The following is an 18,700-nucleotide window of genomic DNA, read 5'->3' on the forward strand; positions in this document are numbered from 1 at the left end:
CGCGCCGGGCGTGTTGGTTTTCGGCCAGATTTTCGCGAAGTAAATGCCCGGTTACGGGGGCTGTCCGCAGAGCACTTCGGTTTTGTTCGCCAGGGGGACACGGCGCGAAGTCTGCGCCGCGAGATGTCGGGCATGCGAAACCCGGCACGGCCGATGACGACCGTGCCGGGGAAGGTCAGAAGTTAGCTCTCGGCGACGACGTCGAGCGACACCTCGACATCGATCTCCGGGTGTAGGTGCACCACCACCGGGTGCGTGCCGACGGCCTTGATGTGCGCCTTGGGCAGCCGGACGATCCGCTTGTCGAGGTTCGGGCCACCCGCCTTCTTGATGGCGGCCACCACATCGCCGGAGGTCACCGAACCGAACAGCTTGCCTCCGTCGGCGGCGGTCTTCACCGGCAACGAGACCGAACCCAGCGCCTCGATGGCGGTCTTGATCTCGTTGGCGTGCTCGCGGTCGCGGACCGCTTTGGTCTCCCGAGACCGGCGGATGTCGTCGGCCTGCCGCTGCGCGCCGCGCGAGGCGACGATCGCCAGACCGCGGGGCAGCAGGAAGTTGCGGCCGTAACCGTCCTTGACCTCGACTGTGTCACCGACGGAACCGAGGTGGTCGACGTCAGCCGTGAGAATCAGCTTCATCGTGAGTACTTTCGTTAGACGCGCGGCGCTCAGCGCGTTGCGGAGGTGAAGGGCAGCAGCGCGACCTCGCGGGCGTTCTTCACCGCGATCGCGATGTCGCGCTGGTGCTGCACGCAGTTACCGGTGACCCGGCGCGCCCGGATCTTGCCGCGCTCACTGATGTAGGTCCGCAGCAGGTTGGTGTCTTTGTAGTTGATCGCTTGGTCCTTCTTGGCGCAGAAGACGCATTTGCGCGCTTTGATCGGCTTTTCCGGAGCCGGACGCCTTTTGGTGGACTTGGCCATGAGTGTGTTTCTTCCGTTCTCGTTCTCTGAAGTTCTCTAAGTCAGAAGGGGGGTTCGTCGTCACCGCCGGCGAACGATCCCGACGCCGGGGCGCTGCCCCACGGGTCGTCACCGGAGCCGCCGGACTGGGCGGGCGCCGACTGCCGCGATCCCCCGCCGCCGCCGCCACCGCTATAGCCTCCACCGCCGCTGCGGCTGGCCTTGTTGACCTTGGCGGTGGCGTACTTGAGCGAAGGCCCGATCTCGTCGACCTCGACCTCGAACACGGTGCGCTTCTCCCCTTCGCGGGTTTCGAAGGACCGCTGCTTGAGCCGACCGGTGACGATCACGCGCGACCCCCGGGTCAGACTTTCGGCGACGTTCTCGGCAGCTTCCCGCCAGATGTTGCAGCGTAGGAACAGCGCCTCGCCGTCCTTCCACTCCCCGCTTTGCCGGTCATAGATCCGCGGTGTGGAGGCCACGGTGAAGTTGGCCACCGCAGCACCGGACGGCGTGAACCGAAGTTCGGGGTCCGCGGTGAGGTTTCCGACGACGGTTATGGTCGTGTCACCAGCCATGAGTGCCCTCCTTGTTCGGCCTGTGTCCGCCTGTGTGGGTCATGAGTGACTGTACGCAGCGACGCCGACAGTCAGTGCTTGTCGGTGCGCATCACCTTGGTGCGCAACACCGACTCGTTCAGGCTCAGCTGGCGGTCGAGCTCGGAGACCGTCGCGGGGGCGGCCTTCAGGTCGATCACGACATAGATGCCTTCGGCGTGCTTGGCGATCTCGTACGCCAACCGCCGACGGCCCCAGATGTCGACCTTCTCCACCGTGCCGCCGTCTTTGCGGACGACGTTCAGGAACGTCTCCAGCGACGGGGCAACGGTGCGCTCGTCAAGCGTGGGGTCGAGGATGACCATGATTTCGTATGGACGCATAGGGACCTCATCACCTCCTCTGGTCTGGTGCGGCCACGGCGTGTCCGTGGCAGGAGGGTCGCCTGCGTCGGCAACCGCCCTAGGCTACCGGATGACGGGCTGAGCTCGAAATTCACTTCCGGGACCGCAGGAACTCGACCACCCTGGCCCGGGTGCCCGCGTCGGCTTTGGCCGGCGCGCCCGAGTCGAACGGCGGCTGCGGGTCGTATTCGATGATCAACTGCGCGGCCTGCGCGGCTTCCCGGTCGACGAGCAGCTCGACCAGACGCAGGGCCATGTCGATGCCGCTGGACACCCCGGCGGCGGTGATGATGCGCTGCGGCAGATGTTCGACCACCCGCTCCGGGACATACCGCGCACCCAGCGCGTCCAGCTCCTTGGCCGCGGCCCAGTGCGTCGTTGCGGTCAGTCCGTCCAGCAGGCCCGCGCCGGCCAGCAGCAGCGCGCCGGTGCACACCGACGTGGTGAACCGGGCACCCGGGTGCACCGATTGCAACCAACCACGGATGGTTTCATCGTCGACGAGCACGCGCGTTCCGATGCCCCCGGGTACCACCACCACGTCGGGCGCGGTCACTTCGTCGAAGGTGGCGTCGCAGCTGACGCCGAGCATGCCGTTCTCGGTGCGGACCACCCCGCGCCGATGCCCGAGGAACACCACCTCGATCGACGGAATGCGTTGCAGCACTTCATAAGGTCCGACCGCGTCCAGCGCCGTGAACCGCGGGAAGACCGGAATCGCAACCTGCATCAGGTTTTTCCGAGCACCAGGCCGGGGACAGCATCAGCGGGCGAGGTCGCGGCCGGCGGCCGGCGGCCGGCACGCGGACGCAACCATTGCGGCAACCAGCCGGGCGACGCATCGGGCGCCAGGTCGTAAATCCCCCCGACCGGGTCGTCGACCCGGCCCTGCCAGCGCACCAGGTCCTCGTCGGGTCGGTAAATCTGACGAATCACCAACGCACACAACACCATTACTGCGATATCACGCACCAGCACCGTCGTGGTGAACCACTGCTCGGGCAACGAACGACCCGGGTTGCCGTACAGGTAGTACATCCGCGGCACCCAGACCAGCGCATCGATCGTCATCCACGCCAGCAGCACCCGACGGTGCGGGAGGGCCAGCACCGCCAACGGCACCAACCACAGCGAGAACTGCGGACTCCACACCTTATTGGTCAGCAGGAACGCCGCCACCACTAGAAATGCGAGCTGAGCCACCCGCGGACGCTGCGGGGCGGTCAGAGCGATGTAAGTGATTGCCGCGCAGGACAACGCGAAGAGTACGGCGACGACGGCGTTGAGTATCGTCGGCGGCTCCCAGAAGCCCAGGGTGGAGTCGAAGCCACGCCAGCCGGTGAATGACTTCACCACGTTGAACAGCGAATCCATGTCGTCGCCGCGACGGGTGTTGAGCCGGAAGAATTCTGACCACCCTCGGGGGTAGAGCACCATCACCGGCAGGTTCACCACCAACCAGGTCGCCGCCGCGCCCACCGCGGCGCGCCACACGCCGCCGAGCCGGCCGGACCGGATCCCCAGCACCAGCAGCGGACCCAACAGCAGCAGCGGATACAGCTTGGCCGCGGCACCGAGGCCGATCAGCAGACCGGCCAGCCACGGTCTTCGCCGCGCCCACGCCAACAACCCACCCATCGCCAAAGCCGTTGCCAGTGCGTCGAAATTGGTGAAGATCTGGAAGATCAGCAAGGGGGAGGCGCCCACCAACGCGGCGTCCCAGACCCGGCGCCCCGCGAGACGCGCACTGGCCCAGACGGTGACCAACCAGGCCAGCGCCAGCCCGATCGCCGCGAAGTTGAAGAACATCACCACCTCGGCGACCACCGGAACCACACCCAGTTTGCCCAGCGCGGTATAGGTTTTCGCCAGCGCCATCGACACGTATTGGTACAGACCGGTCAGCACCGGATATTCCATGTAGCGGACGGCGATCTTGCCGTCGTACCGGATCTGCGGCGCCCCCGCGGCGTCGGTCTCGATCCAGCTGGACTTGTACGGAAACTTGCCCTGGCTCAACAACTCTGCGCCGTAGAGCGGCACCGTGTCGGAGTAGCACAACTCGTAGTAGGCGCGTTGGTTGCCCCAATTGGCCACCCGCTGATCACCGCTACCGGTACCGGTGCTCTGCAGGCAGGCCGCTTTCGTCGACCAACCCAGCGCCAGGAACACCAATGCGATCGCGATCATCACCCGCAGCGGCGTCATGAACCGGGTGCGACCGATCAACGCGTGTCGCCCAACCGGCCCGCCGGCCAGGTTCGCCAGCGCGGCACCCAGAACGTCGTTGCGACTGGGGCAATCGCGGCTGTCAGCACTTCGGCGGTCGGCAGCCAGCGGCTGCGGCGAAATTTTCACCCGCTCGGTGCCGGCCCCGGTCACGGCGGCGGTTGCGGCACGTCGGAGGGCGGCGGTGCGACAGGCCCGGGCGGCGCGACGGTCACCGTCTGCGGCGGACCCACCGGCACGGTGATTCCCGGCGCCACCTCGATCGTGGGCTGAATCACCGTCTCGGAGGGTGGCGCTGGACGTGGTGGGGGCGGCGGTGGTGCGGGGACGCCGGCGTAGCCGCCGATCTCGGTGGGCTTGGGGAAGGTCTCGTTCTGGGTGCCCTTGAGGGCACCGTCCATGGTCGACTTCCAGATGTCCGACGGCAGGCCCGATCCGTAGACCGCGCCGCCGGAGGCGGTGACCAACGGCTGGTCACCCTTGACGGTGCCCACCCAGACCGCGGTGGACAGCGACGGTGTGTACCCGACCATCCAGGCGTCCTTGTTCGATGTGGTGTCGCCCAACTGAGTGGTACCGGTCTTGGCCGCCGACGGCCGCCCACCGGACAGGCTGTGGCCGCGGGAGTATCCGGCGATCGGTTGCATGGCCGCGGTGACGTTGTCGGCCACCGCCTTCGGGATGCGCTGGTTGCCGCTGTTGTCGGTGGAGCCGGCATCGAAGAGGACCTGGCCCTCGGCGTTGACCACCTTCTGCACGAAATGCGGCCGGTAATAGATGCCCGAGTTGGCCAGTGTGGCGTAGGCCGAGGCCATGTCGATGACCCGGGTCTGGTACTGGCCCAACACGATTCCGTTGTTGGGCGGGCCACCCTGGCCGTCTTCGGACAGCGTGTGTGCGACCCCGGGAAAGCTTTCGGCGACGCCCGCCTGGTGCGCCGCATCGGCCACCGCCTGCGGCCCGCCCTTGAGCTTGAGCATCAGCCGGTAGTACGAGGTGTTCAGCGACATCTTCAACGCCTCGGCCAGGTTGCAGGTGCCGCAGCTCTCGCCTTCGACATTGGTGATCTTGATGCCGTCGACGGTCAACGGGGAGCTGTCCACCTGGTACCCGAGCCCGATGCCCTGTTCCAACGCAGCGACCAGGGCGAACACCTTGAACGACGACCCGGTCTGCAACCCGGCCTGGGCGAAGTCGAAACCCTGCGCGTTGGAGCCGCCGTAGTACGCCTTCACCGCGCCGCTGTGCGGGTCGATCGACACCACCGCGGACCGCATCTCCGGGTCCTGGCCATCGAGATACTTGGCGACCGCCTTCTCCGCGGCCTGCTGGGCTTGGGGGTCGATCGTGGTGGTGACCTGCAAGCCCTGAGTGTTGAGCGTCTGCTCGTCGATATTGAACAGCTCCATCAGTTCCCGGGTGACCTGCCGCTCGATGAGTCCGTTGGGTCCGGAGGGCTGGTTGGCCGCACGCGCCTGCTCCGGCGGCACGGTAGCGGGGAACACCTGCGTCGCACGGTCGCCGCTGGCTAAGGCTTTGGTCTCCACCATGCCGTCGAGCACCCAGTTCCAGCGCGTCAGGGCACCGTCGGGGTCGACGGCGGGGTCCAGGGTGGACGGTCGCCGGATCAGCGCGGCCAGCAGTGCGCCCTCGGACACGGTGAGCTGTTCGACGGGTTTACCGAAATAGGCCTTGGCGGCCGCCGAGATTCCGTAGGCCCCGCGCCCGAAGTAGATGATGTTCAGATACGCCTGCAGCACATCGTCTTTGGACCACTCCCCCGACATCTTCGTCGCGATGACCAGTTCCTTGGCCTTGCGCATCATGCCGCTCAGCCCGTGTTGGGCCGAACCGACCAGCGCGTTCTTGACGTACTGCTGGGTGATCGTCGATCCGCCCTGCAGGTCGCCGCCGAACAGGTTGTTCTTGGCCGCCCGAGCGAAGCCGCTGAAGGAGAAACCCGGATTGGAGTAGAAGCCCCGGTCTTCGGCGGCGATCACCGCCTGGCGCACATGCACCGGCACCTGGTTCAGGTTGACGTCCACCCGGTTGCCTTCGGGCGGAACGATTTTCGCGATCTCGGTGCCGTCGCTGGCCAGGATGGTGGACACCTGGTTGGTGCGGATGTCGCCGGGTCGCGGCACATCGACAATGAAATACGCCATCGTGAAGGTGACGATCGGCAGCAGGATCAGGGCCGCCGCACTCAGGTACGCCGCGCGTTTGACCCAGCGCCAGTTGATCTGCTCGGTCCAGGTGGGCCGCGGTCGGCGTGGGCGTCCACCCATCGTCGGCCCCGACGGCGGCGGTCCGTCCGGGGGGCTCGGGCCCCCGGCCGGCCGGTCTCGCGCAGGTCGGCGCACCGGGGCGTCCAACGCAGCTTTGACCTGGTCGAGGTGATCGCCTTCGGGCGGCGGGTTGTCGAGTGCGGCCTTGACTTCGTCGACGGGGTCAACGTGCCGAGACGGGCGGCTGTCGGGCACCGCCGGGATGATCGTCGTCATCCGGTCGTCAGGGGGCACCGCACCGCGCGAGTGCCGCCCGTCGGCAGCTGTCGCCTCGTCCGGGGTGTCGCTCGACGACTGGTGATGGCGCCCTTCGTTATTCACTGGCCGTCCGGGCGCCGTTGCGCGCCGTCCGGGTCTTCGACCCGTTGGGCGGCTGCGCCGGACGCGGCGCACCGAGCACGTACGACTTGACCAGGTGATTCCAGCTACACGTCCGGCACACCTCGACCACGTGCACAGCAAACTCGGAGAACCTGGTAGCCAACAGCACCAGCTCCTCGGCGGTACGCGCAGAGCCGGACACCGCGCCTAAATGCTCGCCAAACACCCAGGACACCAGCGTGAGCTGCTCCTTGCGGCAGATCGGACACATCACCTGGCTTTGTTTCCCGTGAAACTTCGCCGCACGCAGCAAATATGGGTTGGCGTCGCAGACTTCGGACACGCCGGTGCGTCCCGAGTACACCTCGGCCAGCAGTGAGCGCCGTCGAAGCGCGTAGTCCACCACCTGTCGCTGCAGTCGCACGCTGACCAGAGTACGTCGCCATCCCCGGCGCCGATATGCAACTAACACTCTCGTGGCGGCCGGGCCGGTACGGATGATTACGTCGCTGCCCGAACTTCTACGATCTCCTCGTGGCGAAATGGGCAGGGTCGGGGTCGACGCGGGCGAAAGACAGCGACCGGCAGGACACGTGCCGGATTCTGGACAATGCTTTCAACGACGGTGAGATCTCTTCGGAGGAACACCGTGAGCGCATCCGCTCGGCCACCAATGCGGTGACACTGGGCGAACTGCAGCGCCTGGTCGCAGACCTACAGTCGCAAGGCGCCGCCGAGAAGACGCCGGGGCCCGGGACCAGGGTGCGCTGGCCCAACGGCCTGGGCCTGACCGTGGCGGCCCTCGTCGTGACGGTGCTGCTGGGCATCGCCATCGGTTGGGGGCTCTACGGCAACACCACCTCGCCACTGGACTTCACCTCGGATCCGGGCGCCAAATCCGACGGCATCGCGCCCGTGGTGCTGACGCCGCCCAAACGACTGCAATCCCTCGGCGGCCTGACCGGTCTGCTGGAACAGACCCGCAAGCGGTTCGGCGACACCATGGGCTACCGCCTGCTGGTCTACCCGGAGTACGCCTCGATGGACCGGAGTGATCCCACCGACGAGCGGCGGGTCCTCAGTTACACCTACCGCGGCGGTTGGGGTGATCCGAGCAGCTCGGCCAAGAACGCCAGCACCCAGACCACGCTCGTCGATCTGAGCAAGTTCGACGTCAAGACGGTGGTGGGAGTGCTGCGCGGTGCGCCGGAGACCGTCGGCATCAAACAGCAGGACGTCAAGTCCAGCTACCTGATCGTCGACCCGGCCAAGGACCCGACCACGCCGGGCGCGCTGTCGTTGTCCATCTACATTTCCAGTGACTACGGCAGCGGCAGTATCGAGTTGGCGCCCGACGGTACCCCCAAGCAGGTCCGTTACGTGAGCTGACCGAACCGGCGGTGTGACTAACAGCGCATAAACACCCGGTGGTGTTGTCGCTAATATATCGGGACGATACGATGACGCGAGGCGTCGTACCGTCGTAATCAGTCCGTCAAAAGGAGGTGACTCGATGCTGGAATTGGCCATCCTGGGCCTGCTGATCGAGTCACCGATGCACGGCTACGAGTTGCGCAAGCGGCTGACCGGCCTGCTCGGCGCCTTCCGCGCCTTCTCCTATGGGTCGCTGTATCCCGCTCTGCGCCGCATGCAGACCGAGGGTCTGATCGCTGAGAACGCCGCGCCTGCCGGAACACCGGTGCGTCGGGCCCGCCGCGTGTACCAGCTCACTGAGGAGGGCCGGCGTCGTTTCGGCGAGTTGGTCGCCGACACCGGGCCGCACAACTACACCGACGACGGATTCGGTGTGCACCTGGCGTTCTTCAACCGCACCCCGGCGGAGGCGCGGATGCGCATCCTGGAGGGTCGGCGGCGCCAGGTCGAAGAGCGTCGGGAAGGTCTGCGCGACGCGGTGGCGCGGGCCAGTAGCTCGTTCGATCGCTACACCCGTCAACTGCACCAACTCGGGCTCGAGTCCAGCGAGCGGGAAGTCAAATGGCTCAACGAGCTCATCGCCGCCGAACGAGCAGCCCCCAACCACGTCGAACAGACGTGACCCGCTCGCAGCACGTCAGAACCCCTTGCACGACACGAATTGCCAAGACACCAGAGAGTTACGAGGTTAGGAGAACGCCCCATGAGTGAGCAGAACGCGTCACAGGCGTCCGAGGTACGAGTCGCCATTGTCGGAGTCGGCAACTGCGCGTCCTCGCTGGTCCAGGGCGTTGAGTACTACTACAACGCCGACGACACGTCGACGGTCCCCGGCCTGATGCACGTGCGCTTCGGCCCGTACCACGTCCGCGACGTGAAGTTCGTGGCGGCGTTCGACGTCGACGCCAAGAAGGTCGGCTTCGATCTGTCCGACGCGATCTTCGCCTCGGAGAACAACACCATCAAGATCGCCGACGTCGCGCCGACCAACGTGCTGGTGCAGCGCGGCCCGACCCTGGACGGCATCGGCAAGTACTACGCCGACACCATCGAGCTGTCCGACTCCGAGCCGGTGGACGTGGTCCAGGTGCTCAAGGACGCCGAGGTCGACGTGCTGGTCTCCTATCTGCCTGTCGGTTCGGAAGAGGCCGACAAGTTCTACGCCCAGTGCGCCATCGACGCCGGCGTTGCGTTCGTCAACGCGTTGCCGGTGTTCATCGCCTCTGACCCCGTGTGGGCCAAGAAGTTCGCCGACGCCGGGGTGCCGATCGTCGGTGACGACATCAAGAGCCAGGTCGGCGCCACCATCACCCACCGGGTCATGGCCAAACTGTTCGAGGACCGCGGTGTGCAGCTGGACCGCACCATGCAGCTCAACGTGGGCGGCAACATGGACTTCCTGAACATGCTCGAGCGGGAGCGCCTGGAGTCCAAGAAGATCTCCAAGACCCAGGCCGTGACCTCCAATGTTCAGCGTGAATTCAACTCCAAGGACGTCCACATCGGCCCGTCCGATCACGTCGGCTGGCTCGACGACCGCAAGTGGGCCTACGTGCGCCTGGAAGGCCGCGCCTTCGGCGACGTGCCGCTGAACCTGGAGTACAAGCTCGAGGTGTGGGACTCCCCGAACTCCGCGGGCGTCATCATCGACGCGGTGCGGGCGGCCAAGATCGCCAAGGACCGCGGCATCGGTGGACCGGTGATCCCGGCGTCGGCCTACCTGATGAAGAGCCCGCCCGAGCAGCTGCCCGACGACGTCGCGCGCACCCAGCTCGAAGAGTTCATCAGCGAGGGCTGACCGCCTGACCCAAACGGCACGCCGGCGTGACTCGTAGAGTCACTAGGCGTGACCGACGACGATCTGACCGGGCTTTCTGAGTTCGACCTGCTGGCTGAGAACGCCGAACAGGCCGGTGTCACCGGACCGCTGCCCCGCGCCGAGCGCGTGACGGTAGGCGAAATCAGCGCGTTGCGCTGGGGTGACTCTGACCCGCGGGTGATCTTCCTGCACGGCGGCGGGCAGAACGCGCACACCTGGGACACCGTGATTGTCGGTCTCGGGGAACCGGCGCTGGCCGTTGACCTGCCCGGTCACGGTCACTCCGCCTGGCGCGCGGACGGCGATTACTCCCCGCAGCACAACGCCGACACCCTGGCGCCGGTGTTACGCGAGCTGGCACCGGATGCGGAGTTCGTGGTCGGCATGTCGCTGGGCGGACTGACCGCCATCCGGCTGAGTGCGCTGGCACCGGAGTTGGTCGACCAACTCGTGCTCGTCGACGTCACCCCGTCGGCGCTGGCGCGGCACTCGGAGATGACCAAGGAGCAGCGCGGCACGGTGGAACTGATGGCCGGGGAGCGGGAATTCCCCAGCTTCCAGGCGATGCTGGAGCTCACGGTCGCCGCCGCTCCCCACCGCGAGGTGAAAGCCTTGCGCCGCGGCGTGTTCCACAACTCCCGGCAGCTGGACAACGGCAACTGGACGTGGCGGTACGACACCATCCGCAAATTCCCCGACTTCGACAGCCTGTGGGAGGACGTCGATGCGTTGGCCGCGCCGGTGACCCTGGTGCGCGGCGGCACCTCGGGCTTCGTCAACGACCACGATGTCGCTGAATTGCAAAGGCGCGCACCAAATTTCCGTGGTGTTCACGTCGTCGAGAACTCGGGCCACTCGGTGCAGAGCGATCAGCCCCGCACTCTGATCGACCTCCTGCGCGCGGTGATCGACGGCCGCTGAGGCCTACGGTGGTCTCTATGACCTCCCCCGTGCTTCCCGACTTCCCCGTCCGCATCGGCGTGCAGCTGCAGCCCCAGCACGCACCGCAGTACCGCGACATTCGCGACGCGGTGCGCCGCTGCGAGGACATCGGCGTCGACGTCGCGTTCAACTGGGACCATTTCTTCCCGCTGTACGGCGACCCGGACGGCGCGCACTTCGAATGCTGGACCATGCTCGCAGCCTGGGCCGAACAGACCGCACGCATCGAGATCGGCGCGCTGGTGACGTGCAACTCCTACCGCAACCCGGAACTGCTGGCCGACATGGCCCGCACGGTCGATCACATCTCCGACGGGCGGCTCATCCTGGGCATCGGCTCCGGTTGGAAGCAGAAGGACTATGACGAGTACGGCTACGAGTTCGGTACCGCCGGCAGCCGGCTCGACGACCTGGCCGGCGCACTCCCCCGAATCACGTCGCGGCTGGCCAAACTCAACCCGGCGCCCACCCGCGATATCCCGGTGCTGATCGGCGGCGGTGGCGAACGCAAGACCCTGCGCCTGGTCGCCGAGCATGCCGACGTGTGGCACAGCTTCAGCGACGCCGAAGAATTTCCCGGCAAAGCCGCCGTACTTGCTGAGCATTGCGACGCCGTCGGGCGCGACCCGGCCACCATCGAGCGCTCGGCGTCCGCCGGCAGTGGCAAAGACGTGGTCCCCAATGCCGAAGCTCTCACCGCCCTCGGCGTCACGCTGCTGACCGTAGGTGTCAACGGACCCGACTACGACCTGAGCGATGCCGAAGCGCTGTGCCGGTGGCGCGACAGCGCACGCTGAGCTCAACCGCGTTGCCGCTCTGACCGATGTACCGCTCGCTACGGTGGCGGTGATGAGTGCCCGCTTCGCCCCCACCGCCGGACGCGGCGCCAAGCTGTTCAGATTCGTTGCGACGATCCTGCTGGTGGCCGGTCTGGCCGGGGCCGCTCCCGCCCTGGCCGACCAGAACCAGTGCGCACCGCCGGGCGTGGAAAGCGCGACGGTGCTGCCGACAGACCTGATCTCCGCGCGCGGTGGTGCCGGCGACGACGACTCCGACACCACTGCCACCGTGGTGCCGTTGAGCTCGGTGAACATCGCAGAGTTGGGGCTGGGCACCCCCGGCATGCTGCTGGTCGGCACCCTGTCCGACGCACCGCCCAGCACCTGCATCAACGCCACCGGCCGCTTCACCGGCTTCGACAACGAGTTGCTGCGCGCGGTCGCGGCCAAGCTGGGCTTGCAGGTGCGTTTCGTCGGAACGGATTTCTCCGGCCTGCTGGCCCAGGTGGCGTCACGACGCTTCGACGTCGGCTCATCGTCGGTCAAGGCCACCGACGCACGTCGCCACACCGTCGCCTTCACCAACGGTTACGACTTCGGTTACCACTCGCTGGTGGTTCCGTTGGGATCGCCGATCAAGCATTTCACTGATCTGGCCGCAGGCCAGCGCATCGGCGTCGTCCAGGGCACCGTCGCAGACTCCTACGTGGTGGACGTCCTGCACCTGCAGCCGGTGAAGTACCCGGACTTCGCCACCGTGTACGCCAGCATCAAGACCCACCAGCTCGACGCGTGGGTGGCACCGGCAGGTCAGGCATCGAGCGCGATCCGGCCGGGTGACCCGGCCATCGTGGTGGCCGACACCTTCGGCGCGGACGACTTCGTCGCATACGCCGTCGCCAAGGACAACCAACCGCTGGTGGACGCGTTGAACTCGGGCCTGGATGCCGTGATCGCCGATGGCACCTGGGCCGACCTCTACAGCAAGTGGAAGCCGCGCAATCTGCCGCCGGGCTGGAAACCGGGCTCCCGCGCCGCACCGGCGCCGAAACTGCCCGACTTCGCCGCCATCGCCGCCCACCACCACCGCAAACCGGCGGACCCGGCCGCCCCCAAGTCGACGTTGACCCAGCTGCGCGAATCGTTCCTGGACTGGGAGATGTATCGCCAGGCCATCCCCACGCTGCTCACCACCGGACTGCCCAACACGCTGATCCTCACCGGCAGTGCCAGCGTGATCGGGTTGGCGATCGGCATTGTCCTGGCCGTCGCGGGGATTTCCCACAGCCGCTGGCTGCGCTGGCCGGCCCGCGTCTACACCGACATCTTCCGTGGATTGCCCGAGGTGGTGATCATCCTGATCATCGGGCTGGGGGTGGGACCGCTGCTCAGCGGAATGACCAACAGCAATCCCTATCCGCTGGGCATCGCCGCGCTCGGTCTGATGACCGGCGCCTACGTTGGGGAGATCCTGCGGTCCGGCATCCAGAGCGTCGACCCCGGCCAATTGGAAGCCGCCCGAGCGCTCGGCTTCAGCTACCCGGCCGCGATGCGTCTGGTGGTGATGCCGCAGGGGATCCGGCGCGTCCTGCCGGCCTTGGTCAACCAGTTCATCGCCCTGCTCAAAGCATCCGCGCTGGTCTACTTCCTCGGTCTGATCGCCAACCAGCGCGAGCTGTTCCAGGTGGGCCGGGATCTCAACGCGCAGACCGGCAACCTGTCCCCGCTGGTGGCTGCCGGCATCTGCTACCTGATCCTGACCGTGCCGCTGACGCACCTGGTGAACTTCATCGACGCCCGGTTGCGCCGCGGCCGCGCCAAACTCGATCCGGCGGATCCCGCCGAAGTCGTCACCTCGACCATCGGCACGGAGATGACGTGATCCGGCAAGTTTCGTTGGCCGCCAACGACATTCACCAGAACTTGGGTGGCACCACCGTATTGCGCGGGGTCAGCCTGGAAGCCCCCGCCGGTACCACGACCGCGGTGATCGGCCCGTCCGGCTCCGGCAAGTCGACGTTGCTGCGCACCTTGAACCGGTTGTACGAGCCGGACAGCGGCGACATCCTGCTGGACGGCCGGTCGGTGTTGCGCGACGACCCCAACGAGCTGCGCCAGCGCATCGGCATGGTGTTCCAGCACTTCAACCTGTTCCCGCACCGCAGCGTGCTGGACAACGTCGCCTTGGCGCCGCGCAAGCTGCGCGGGCTACCCGCCGCGGCGGCCCGCGAGCTGGCGATGCACCACCTGGACCGGGTGGGGCTCAAAGGCAAAGCGGGTGCGCGCCCCGGGGCGCTGTCAGGTGGCCAACAGCAGCGGGTCGCGATCGCTCGCGCGCTGGCCATGGCCCCGCAGGTGATGTTCTTCGACGAGGCCACCTCAGCACTGGACCCCGAATTGGTCAAGGGGATCCTGGCGCTGATCGCCGACCTGGGCGCCGACGGCATGACAATGGTCGTAGTCACGCACGAGATGGGCTTCGCGCGCTCCGCCTCGGATGCCGTGGTGTTCATGGACCACGGCAAAGTCGTGGAGTTCGGGCCCCCGGAGCAGATCTTCGAAACCGCCGAGACCGAGCGGCTGCAGCGATTCCTCTCCCAGGTGCTGTGAACAGGGCGGGCACACCCTTCCAGACAGGGTCTTCCTTCGCCCCATGGTCGGGTTAGACTGCCGGTTTATGTCGGACAGCGAACCCACCGCCCCAGCGCTGGCGGACCTGGCGGAGGGGTTGCACCGCTCGCTATCCAAGCTGTTCGCCATCTTGCGCCGCGGCGACCCCACCACCGGCGCGGTGGCCAGTGACCTCACCCTGGCGCAGCTGTCGATCCTGATCACGCTGCTCGACCGGGGCCCGATCCGGATGACGGACCTGGCCGCACACGAACGGGTACGCACACCCACCACCACCGTGGCCATCCGCCGGTTGGAGAAGGTCGGGTTGGTGAAACGCTCGCGCGACCCGTCCGACCTGCGCGCCGTGCTGGTCGACATCACTCCGCAGGGCCGGGCGGTGCACGCCGAGTCCCTGGCCAGCCGGCACGCCTCACTGGCCGCGATGCTCAGCCAACTCCCCCACTCCGACCTGGAGGTGCTGATGAAGGCGCTGGCGCCGCTGGACCGGCTCGCCTCCAGTGAGCCGACGGGTCCCGCCCCGGCCTCGCCGTTGCCGAACCAGGTCTGAGATGCCCACCGCGTTGATCACCGGCGCCAGCGGCGGCATCGGTTCGGCGATCGCCACGGCGTTGGCACCCAGCCACACCCTGCTGTTGGCCAGCCGTCCGTCGGGACGTCTGGATGCCGTCGCGGAGCGCCTCGGCGCCACCACGTTTCCGTTGGATCTGACCGACACCGACTCGATCGAGTCCAGCTGCGAGGTCGTCGACGAACTCGACGTGCTGGTCCACAACGCCGGGGTATCCGTCCCGGGCCATGTCGCCGAGTCGCACGTCGACGAGTGGCGCGCCACGTTCAGCGTCAATGTCATTGGGGCGGTTGCGCTTACGCTGGCGCTACTGCCGGCGCTGCGCGCGGTCCGCGGCCACGTGGTGTTCATCAACTCCGGCTCGGGCCGCAACGTGTCCGCCGGCATGGCCTCCTACTCGGCCAGCAAATTCGCCCTGCGCGCGTTCGCCGACTCGCTGCGCGCCGACGAACCGCGGCTCTCGGTCACCTCGATCTACCCCGGTCGCGTCGACACCGACATGCAGCGCGAGCTCGTCGCGTACCAGGGCGGTGACTACGATCCGGCGAAGTTCCTGCGGCCGCAGACCGTCGCCGAGGTGGTGGCCAATGTGGTGGCCACGCCGCCGGACGGACACGTGCACGAAGTGGTGATCCGGCAGCGGTAGCCGCGTCCCCCGGCCCCACTGCCCGCCGAATGTGCGGCCTGCGACGGGATTTCCGCGAGTCGCGTCGTCACATGCACAGTCAGTGTTGCCGATGGCGTTAGATCACCAGGTTCACCATCCGGCCGGGGACCACGATGACCTTGCGGGGCTCCGCGCCTGCCAGGAAGGCCAGCACTTTCTCGTCCGCCAGCGCCGCGGCCTGCACGGCATCGGCGTCGGCGTCGGCGGCGACCAGCACCCGGCCGCGCACCTTGCCGTTGACCTGCACCGGGTACTCGACGGTGTCGTCGACCAGAAACGCCGGGTCAGCGACCGGGAACGGGCCGTGCGCCAGCGAGGTGGTGTGGCCGAGCCGTGACCACAACTCCTCGGCAAGGTGCGGAGCCAGCGGCGCCAGCAACAACACCAGCGGTTCGACGGCCGCCTTCGGGACACCGTCACGATGCACCTTGGTGAGGTGGTTGGTGTATTCGATCAGCTTGGCGGCCGCGGTGTTATTACGCAGTGCCGCATAGTCTTCGGACACGCCGGCGATCGTGCGGTGCAGGGCACGGGACGTCTCGGCGGCCAATTCGGCGTCCACCACCCGAAGTTCGCCGGTGTCCTCGTCGACGACGAGACGCCACACCCGCTGCAGAAAACGGTGCGCACCGACGATGTCCTTGGTGGCCCACGGACGCGACGTCTCCAGCGGGCCCATCGACATCTCGTAGACCCGCAGGGTGTCCGCGCCGTACGCGTCGCAGATGTCGTCCGGGGTCAGCGAATTCTTCAGGCTCTTACCCATCTTGCCGAATTCCTGGAACACCTCGATCTCGCCGTCCGGTGTGGGATACCGGAAGGTCCCGTCGCGCTCGATCACCTCGGCGGCCGGCACGTAGGTGCCGCGGGCGTCGGTGTAGGCGTAAGCCTGGACCAGGCCCTGGTTGACCAGCCGCCGGAACGGCTCGCGGGAGCTGACGTGGCCGAGGTCGTACAGCACCTTGTGCCAGAAGCGCGAATACAACAGGTGCAACACCGCGTGCTCGGCGCCACCAACGTAGAGGTCCACCCCGCCCGGGTCATCGACGCCGTGCTCAGCCGGGCGCGGCCCCATCCAGTAGGCCTCGTTCTCCTTGGCGCAGAAGCGCTCCGAGTTATGCGGGTCGGTGTAGCGCAGTTCGTACCAGCAGCTGCCGGCCCACTGCGGCATCACGTTCGTGTCGCGGCTGTAGGGCCGCAGACCGTCCCCCAGATCCAACTCGACGTGCACCCAGTCGGTCGCTTTGGCCAGCGGCGGTGACGGTTCACTGGCGGCGTCGTCGGGATCGAACAACACCGGCAGATAGTCCGGGACGTCGGGCAGTTCGACGGGCAGCGCGGCCTCATCGAGCGGGTGTGGGCGTCCGTCGGCGTCGTAGACGATCGGGAACGGCTCGCCCCAATACCGCTGCCGCGCGAAAAGCCAGTCCCGCAGCTTGTATTCGATCCGGACGCGGCCGCGGCCGGCCGCCTCGAGGCGCTCGGTGATGGCACGCTTGGCATCCGCGACGTGCAGGCCGTCGAGGTAGTCGGAATTGACCAGCACCCCGTCGCCGGGATACGCCGAGTGCGAAATGTCGCCGCCGGCAATGACTTCGACGATCGGCAGGTTCAACGCCCGGGCGAAGTCCCAGTCGCGTTGATCGTGTCCCGGCACGGCCATGATCGCCCCGGTCCCGTATCCGGCCAGCACGTAGTCGGCGATGAAGATCGGCACCGGTTGGGCGTTCGCCGGATTGACGGCGTAGGCGCCGAGGAAGACACCCGTCTTCTCGCGACTCTCCTGGCGTTCCAGGTCGGTCTTGGCCGCGATGGCGCGCCGGTAGGCGGCGACGGCTGCACCGGGTGTCGCGGCCCCGTATGTCCAGGACGGGTGGGTACCGTCCGGCCAGGCGGCGGCGACCAGCCCGTCGACCAGTTCATGCTCGGGGGCCAACACCAGATACGTGGCGCCGAACAGGGTGTCGGGCCGGGTGGTGAACACCTCGATGTCCCGGGCATCCCCGTCGGCCCCGGTGGCCGAGAACAGTGCGGCCACACCGGTCGAGCGTCCGATCCAGTTGCGCTGCATGGTCTTGATCGGTTCGGGCCAGTCCAGGGCGTCGAGGTCGTCGAGCAGCCGATCGGAATAGGCCGTGATCCGCATCATCCACTGCCGCAACCGTTTCCGGAACACCGGGAAGTTGCCGCGGTCGCTGCGGCCGTCAGCGGTGACCTCTTCGTTGGCCAGCACGGTACCCAGCCCGGGGCACCAGTTCACCACCGAGTCGGCGCGGTAGACCAGCCGGTGACTGTCGACGACGTCGGCCCGCTCCCCCGCCGGCAGCGTCGCCCAGTCCCTACCATCGCTCAGAGTCCTTGCACCGGAATCGAATTCGGCGACCAGTTCGGCGATCGGGCGGGCCTTGCCGGCGGCGGGGTCGAACCAGGCGTTGTAGATCTGCAAGAAGATCCACTGCGTCCACGTGTAGAACTCGACGTCGGTGGTCGAGAAGCTGCGCCGGCTGTCGTGGGCGAGACCCAGCCGACGCAGTTGCCGACGGATGTTCACCTCGTTGGCCTGGGTGCGGGTGCGCGGGTGGGTGCCGGTCTGCACCGCATACTGCTCCGCGGGTAGCCCGAACGAATCGAAACCGAACGCGTGCAACACGTTTCGGCCGTTCATCCGGAAATACCGGGCGTAGACGTCGGTGGCGATGTATCCCAGCGGGTGACCGACGTGCAACCCGTCCCCCGACGGGTAGGGGAACATGTCCAGCACGAAGAGTTTGTTGTCCGGGACCGCCGCGCCGTCCGCCGGCGCCAGCGTGCCCACCGGATTGGGCACGTTGAACGTGCCCTGCTCGGCCCAGTTGTCCTGCCAGGTGCGTTCCAGCGCAGCCGCCACCTCGACGGTGTAGCGGTACCGCGGCGCGTCGGCGTCTTTGGCGCCGGGCGGGTCGACGGGAGCGGTGGGCGGCGATTCGGTCACGCCCAACAGGGTATAAGGGGCCTTTCGCCGACCCGGCCCCGATCGCCCGGCCACGGGTTGGTCTCGGTTGCGTTGCACAGCGATCAGAGGTTCATCCCAGCTGTGTTTCGAGCGTGGTCGGCGCTGTGAGCAGTGGTTACATTCAGCCTCGATGGCGGGCTTGAACAAGCAGCTCTTCTGGAG

General features: G+C 67.2%; 18 protein-coding genes. 9 read left to right on the forward strand and 9 right to left on the reverse strand.

Annotation, left to right across the window (positions count from 1 at the left end; translation table 11 throughout):
• Positions 1-182 precede the first annotated feature (182 nt).
• The 8 genes from rplI to AC5Y6Y_RS12330 all read right to left on the reverse strand — a co-directional run bounded on the left by rplI (position 183) and on the right by AC5Y6Y_RS12330 (position 7,127).
• A complete protein-coding gene (rplI, locus tag AC5Y6Y_RS12295) occupies positions 183-641 on the reverse strand; it encodes a 50S ribosomal protein L9 (RefSeq protein WP_463826338.1) in 459 nt (152 codons plus the stop codon).
• 29 nt (positions 642-670) lie between these two features.
• Positions 671-925 (reverse strand): 30S ribosomal protein S18, encoded by a 255-nt coding sequence (gene rpsR / locus AC5Y6Y_RS12300; RefSeq protein WP_463826337.1) that lies wholly within the window; start codon positions 923-925, stop codon positions 671-673.
• A 41-nt stretch (positions 926-966) separates the two neighbouring features.
• Complete coding sequence (locus AC5Y6Y_RS12305) at positions 967-1,482, reverse strand: single-stranded DNA-binding protein (RefSeq protein WP_463826336.1); 516 nt, start codon at positions 1,480-1,482, stop codon at positions 967-969.
• A 71-nt stretch (positions 1,483-1,553) separates the two neighbouring features.
• Positions 1,554-1,844, reverse strand: a complete 291-nt coding sequence (gene rpsF, locus AC5Y6Y_RS12310; protein WP_067415006.1) for a 30S ribosomal protein S6 — start codon at positions 1,842-1,844, stop codon at positions 1,554-1,556.
• Positions 1,845-1,956: 112 nt separating this feature from the next.
• Positions 1,957-2,595 (reverse strand): DJ-1/PfpI family protein, encoded by a 639-nt coding sequence (locus AC5Y6Y_RS12315; RefSeq protein WP_473138734.1) that lies wholly within the window; start codon positions 2,593-2,595, stop codon positions 1,957-1,959.
• Entirely contained in the window at positions 2,595-4,247 is a 1,653-nt protein-coding gene (locus tag AC5Y6Y_RS12320; RefSeq protein ID WP_473138733.1) for a glycosyltransferase family 87 protein, read from the reverse strand. Before AC5Y6Y_RS12320 ends, AC5Y6Y_RS12315 begins: the two co-directional genes overlap by 1 nt.
• Positions 4,244-6,703, reverse strand: coding sequence for a transglycosylase domain-containing protein (locus tag AC5Y6Y_RS12325; RefSeq protein ID WP_499930097.1), 2,460 nt, complete (start codon positions 6,701-6,703; stop codon positions 4,244-4,246). Before AC5Y6Y_RS12325 ends, AC5Y6Y_RS12320 begins: the two co-directional genes overlap by 4 nt.
• Complete coding sequence (locus AC5Y6Y_RS12330; protein ID WP_463826332.1) at positions 6,696-7,127, reverse strand: DUF5318 family protein; 432 nt, start codon at positions 7,125-7,127, stop codon at positions 6,696-6,698. Before AC5Y6Y_RS12330 ends, AC5Y6Y_RS12325 begins: the two co-directional genes overlap by 8 nt.
• A 110-nt stretch (positions 7,128-7,237) precedes the next feature.
• Between AC5Y6Y_RS12330 and AC5Y6Y_RS12335 the strand changes: the two genes are divergently transcribed.
• The 9 genes from AC5Y6Y_RS12335 (at position 7,238) to AC5Y6Y_RS12375 (ending at position 15,525) form a co-directional block, all read left to right on the forward strand.
• Positions 7,238-8,092 (forward strand): DUF1707 SHOCT-like domain-containing protein, encoded by an 855-nt coding sequence (locus AC5Y6Y_RS12335; protein WP_473138731.1) that lies wholly within the window; start codon positions 7,238-7,240, stop codon positions 8,090-8,092.
• Positions 8,093-8,216: 124 nt separating this feature from the next.
• Positions 8,217-8,759 carry a PadR family transcriptional regulator gene (locus AC5Y6Y_RS12340; protein WP_463826330.1) on the forward strand — a complete coding sequence of 181 codons (543 nt, stop codon included), beginning with the start codon at positions 8,217-8,219 and terminating at the stop codon, positions 8,757-8,759.
• Between the two features lie 81 nt (positions 8,760-8,840).
• Positions 8,841-9,935, forward strand: coding sequence for an inositol-3-phosphate synthase (locus AC5Y6Y_RS12345; RefSeq protein ID WP_463826329.1), 1,095 nt, complete (start codon positions 8,841-8,843; stop codon positions 9,933-9,935).
• Between the two features lie 48 nt (positions 9,936-9,983).
• Entirely contained in the window at positions 9,984-10,877 is an 894-nt protein-coding gene (locus AC5Y6Y_RS12350; protein ID WP_473138730.1) for an Rv0045c family esterase, read from the forward strand.
• 17 nt (positions 10,878-10,894) lie between these two features.
• Positions 10,895-11,695 carry an LLM class F420-dependent oxidoreductase gene (locus AC5Y6Y_RS12355; protein ID WP_463826327.1) on the forward strand — a complete coding sequence of 267 codons (801 nt, stop codon included), beginning with the start codon at positions 10,895-10,897 and terminating at the stop codon, positions 11,693-11,695.
• Between the two features lie 52 nt (positions 11,696-11,747).
• Entirely contained in the window at positions 11,748-13,559 is a 1,812-nt protein-coding gene (locus tag AC5Y6Y_RS12360) for an ABC transporter substrate-binding protein/permease (protein ID WP_473138729.1), read from the forward strand.
• Positions 13,559-14,287 carry an amino acid ABC transporter ATP-binding protein gene (locus AC5Y6Y_RS12365; protein ID WP_473138931.1) on the forward strand — a complete coding sequence of 243 codons (729 nt, stop codon included), beginning with the start codon at positions 13,559-13,561 and terminating at the stop codon, positions 14,285-14,287. Before AC5Y6Y_RS12360 ends, AC5Y6Y_RS12365 begins: the two co-directional genes overlap by 1 nt.
• 67 nt (positions 14,288-14,354) lie before the next feature.
• On the forward strand, positions 14,355-14,858 hold the full coding sequence (locus AC5Y6Y_RS12370; protein WP_463826326.1) for a MarR family winged helix-turn-helix transcriptional regulator: 504 nt from the start codon (positions 14,355-14,357) through the stop codon (positions 14,856-14,858).
• Between the two features lies 1 nt (position 14,859).
• Positions 14,860-15,525 carry an SDR family oxidoreductase gene (locus tag AC5Y6Y_RS12375; RefSeq protein ID WP_473138728.1) on the forward strand — a complete coding sequence of 222 codons (666 nt, stop codon included), beginning with the start codon at positions 14,860-14,862 and terminating at the stop codon, positions 15,523-15,525.
• A 97-nt stretch (positions 15,526-15,622) separates the two neighbouring features.
• On the opposite strand, the gene leuS is transcribed toward AC5Y6Y_RS12375, so the two are convergent.
• Entirely contained in the window at positions 15,623-18,517 is a 2,895-nt protein-coding gene (leuS, locus tag AC5Y6Y_RS12380; RefSeq protein WP_473138727.1) for a leucine--tRNA ligase, read from the reverse strand.
• Positions 18,518-18,700 lie beyond the last annotated feature (183 nt).

This window comes from Mycobacterium sp. NGS24 (assembly GCF_059813065.1).

Bases quoted from the DNA above. Each gene is read 5' to 3' on its own strand.
- AC5Y6Y_RS12340 (WP_463826330.1), top strand. From the start codon at position 8,217: ATGCTGGAATTGGCCATCCTGGGCCTGCTGATCGAGTCACCGATGCAC.
- rpsF (WP_067415006.1), bottom strand. From the start codon at position 1,844: ATGCGTCCATACGAAATCATGGTCATCCTCGACCCCACGCTTGACGAG.
- AC5Y6Y_RS12345 (WP_463826329.1), top strand. From the start codon at position 8,841: ATGAGTGAGCAGAACGCGTCACAGGCGTCCGAGGTACGAGTCGCCATT.
- AC5Y6Y_RS12375 (WP_473138728.1), top strand. From the start codon at position 14,860: ATGCCCACCGCGTTGATCACCGGCGCCAGCGGCGGCATCGGTTCGGCG.
- rpsR (WP_463826337.1), bottom strand. From the start codon at position 925: ATGGCCAAGTCCACCAAAAGGCGTCCGGCTCCGGAAAAGCCGATCAAA.
- rplI (WP_463826338.1), bottom strand. From the start codon at position 641: ATGAAGCTGATTCTCACGGCTGACGTCGACCACCTCGGTTCCGTCGGT.
- AC5Y6Y_RS12370 (WP_463826326.1), top strand. From the start codon at position 14,355: ATGTCGGACAGCGAACCCACCGCCCCAGCGCTGGCGGACCTGGCGGAG.
- AC5Y6Y_RS12360 (WP_473138729.1), top strand. From the start codon at position 11,748: ATGAGTGCCCGCTTCGCCCCCACCGCCGGACGCGGCGCCAAGCTGTTC.
- AC5Y6Y_RS12315 (WP_473138734.1), bottom strand. From the start codon at position 2,595: ATGCAGGTTGCGATTCCGGTCTTCCCGCGGTTCACGGCGCTGGACGCG.
- AC5Y6Y_RS12305 (WP_463826336.1), bottom strand. From the start codon at position 1,482: ATGGCTGGTGACACGACCATAACCGTCGTCGGAAACCTCACCGCGGAC.
- AC5Y6Y_RS12355 (WP_463826327.1), top strand. From the start codon at position 10,895: ATGACCTCCCCCGTGCTTCCCGACTTCCCCGTCCGCATCGGCGTGCAG.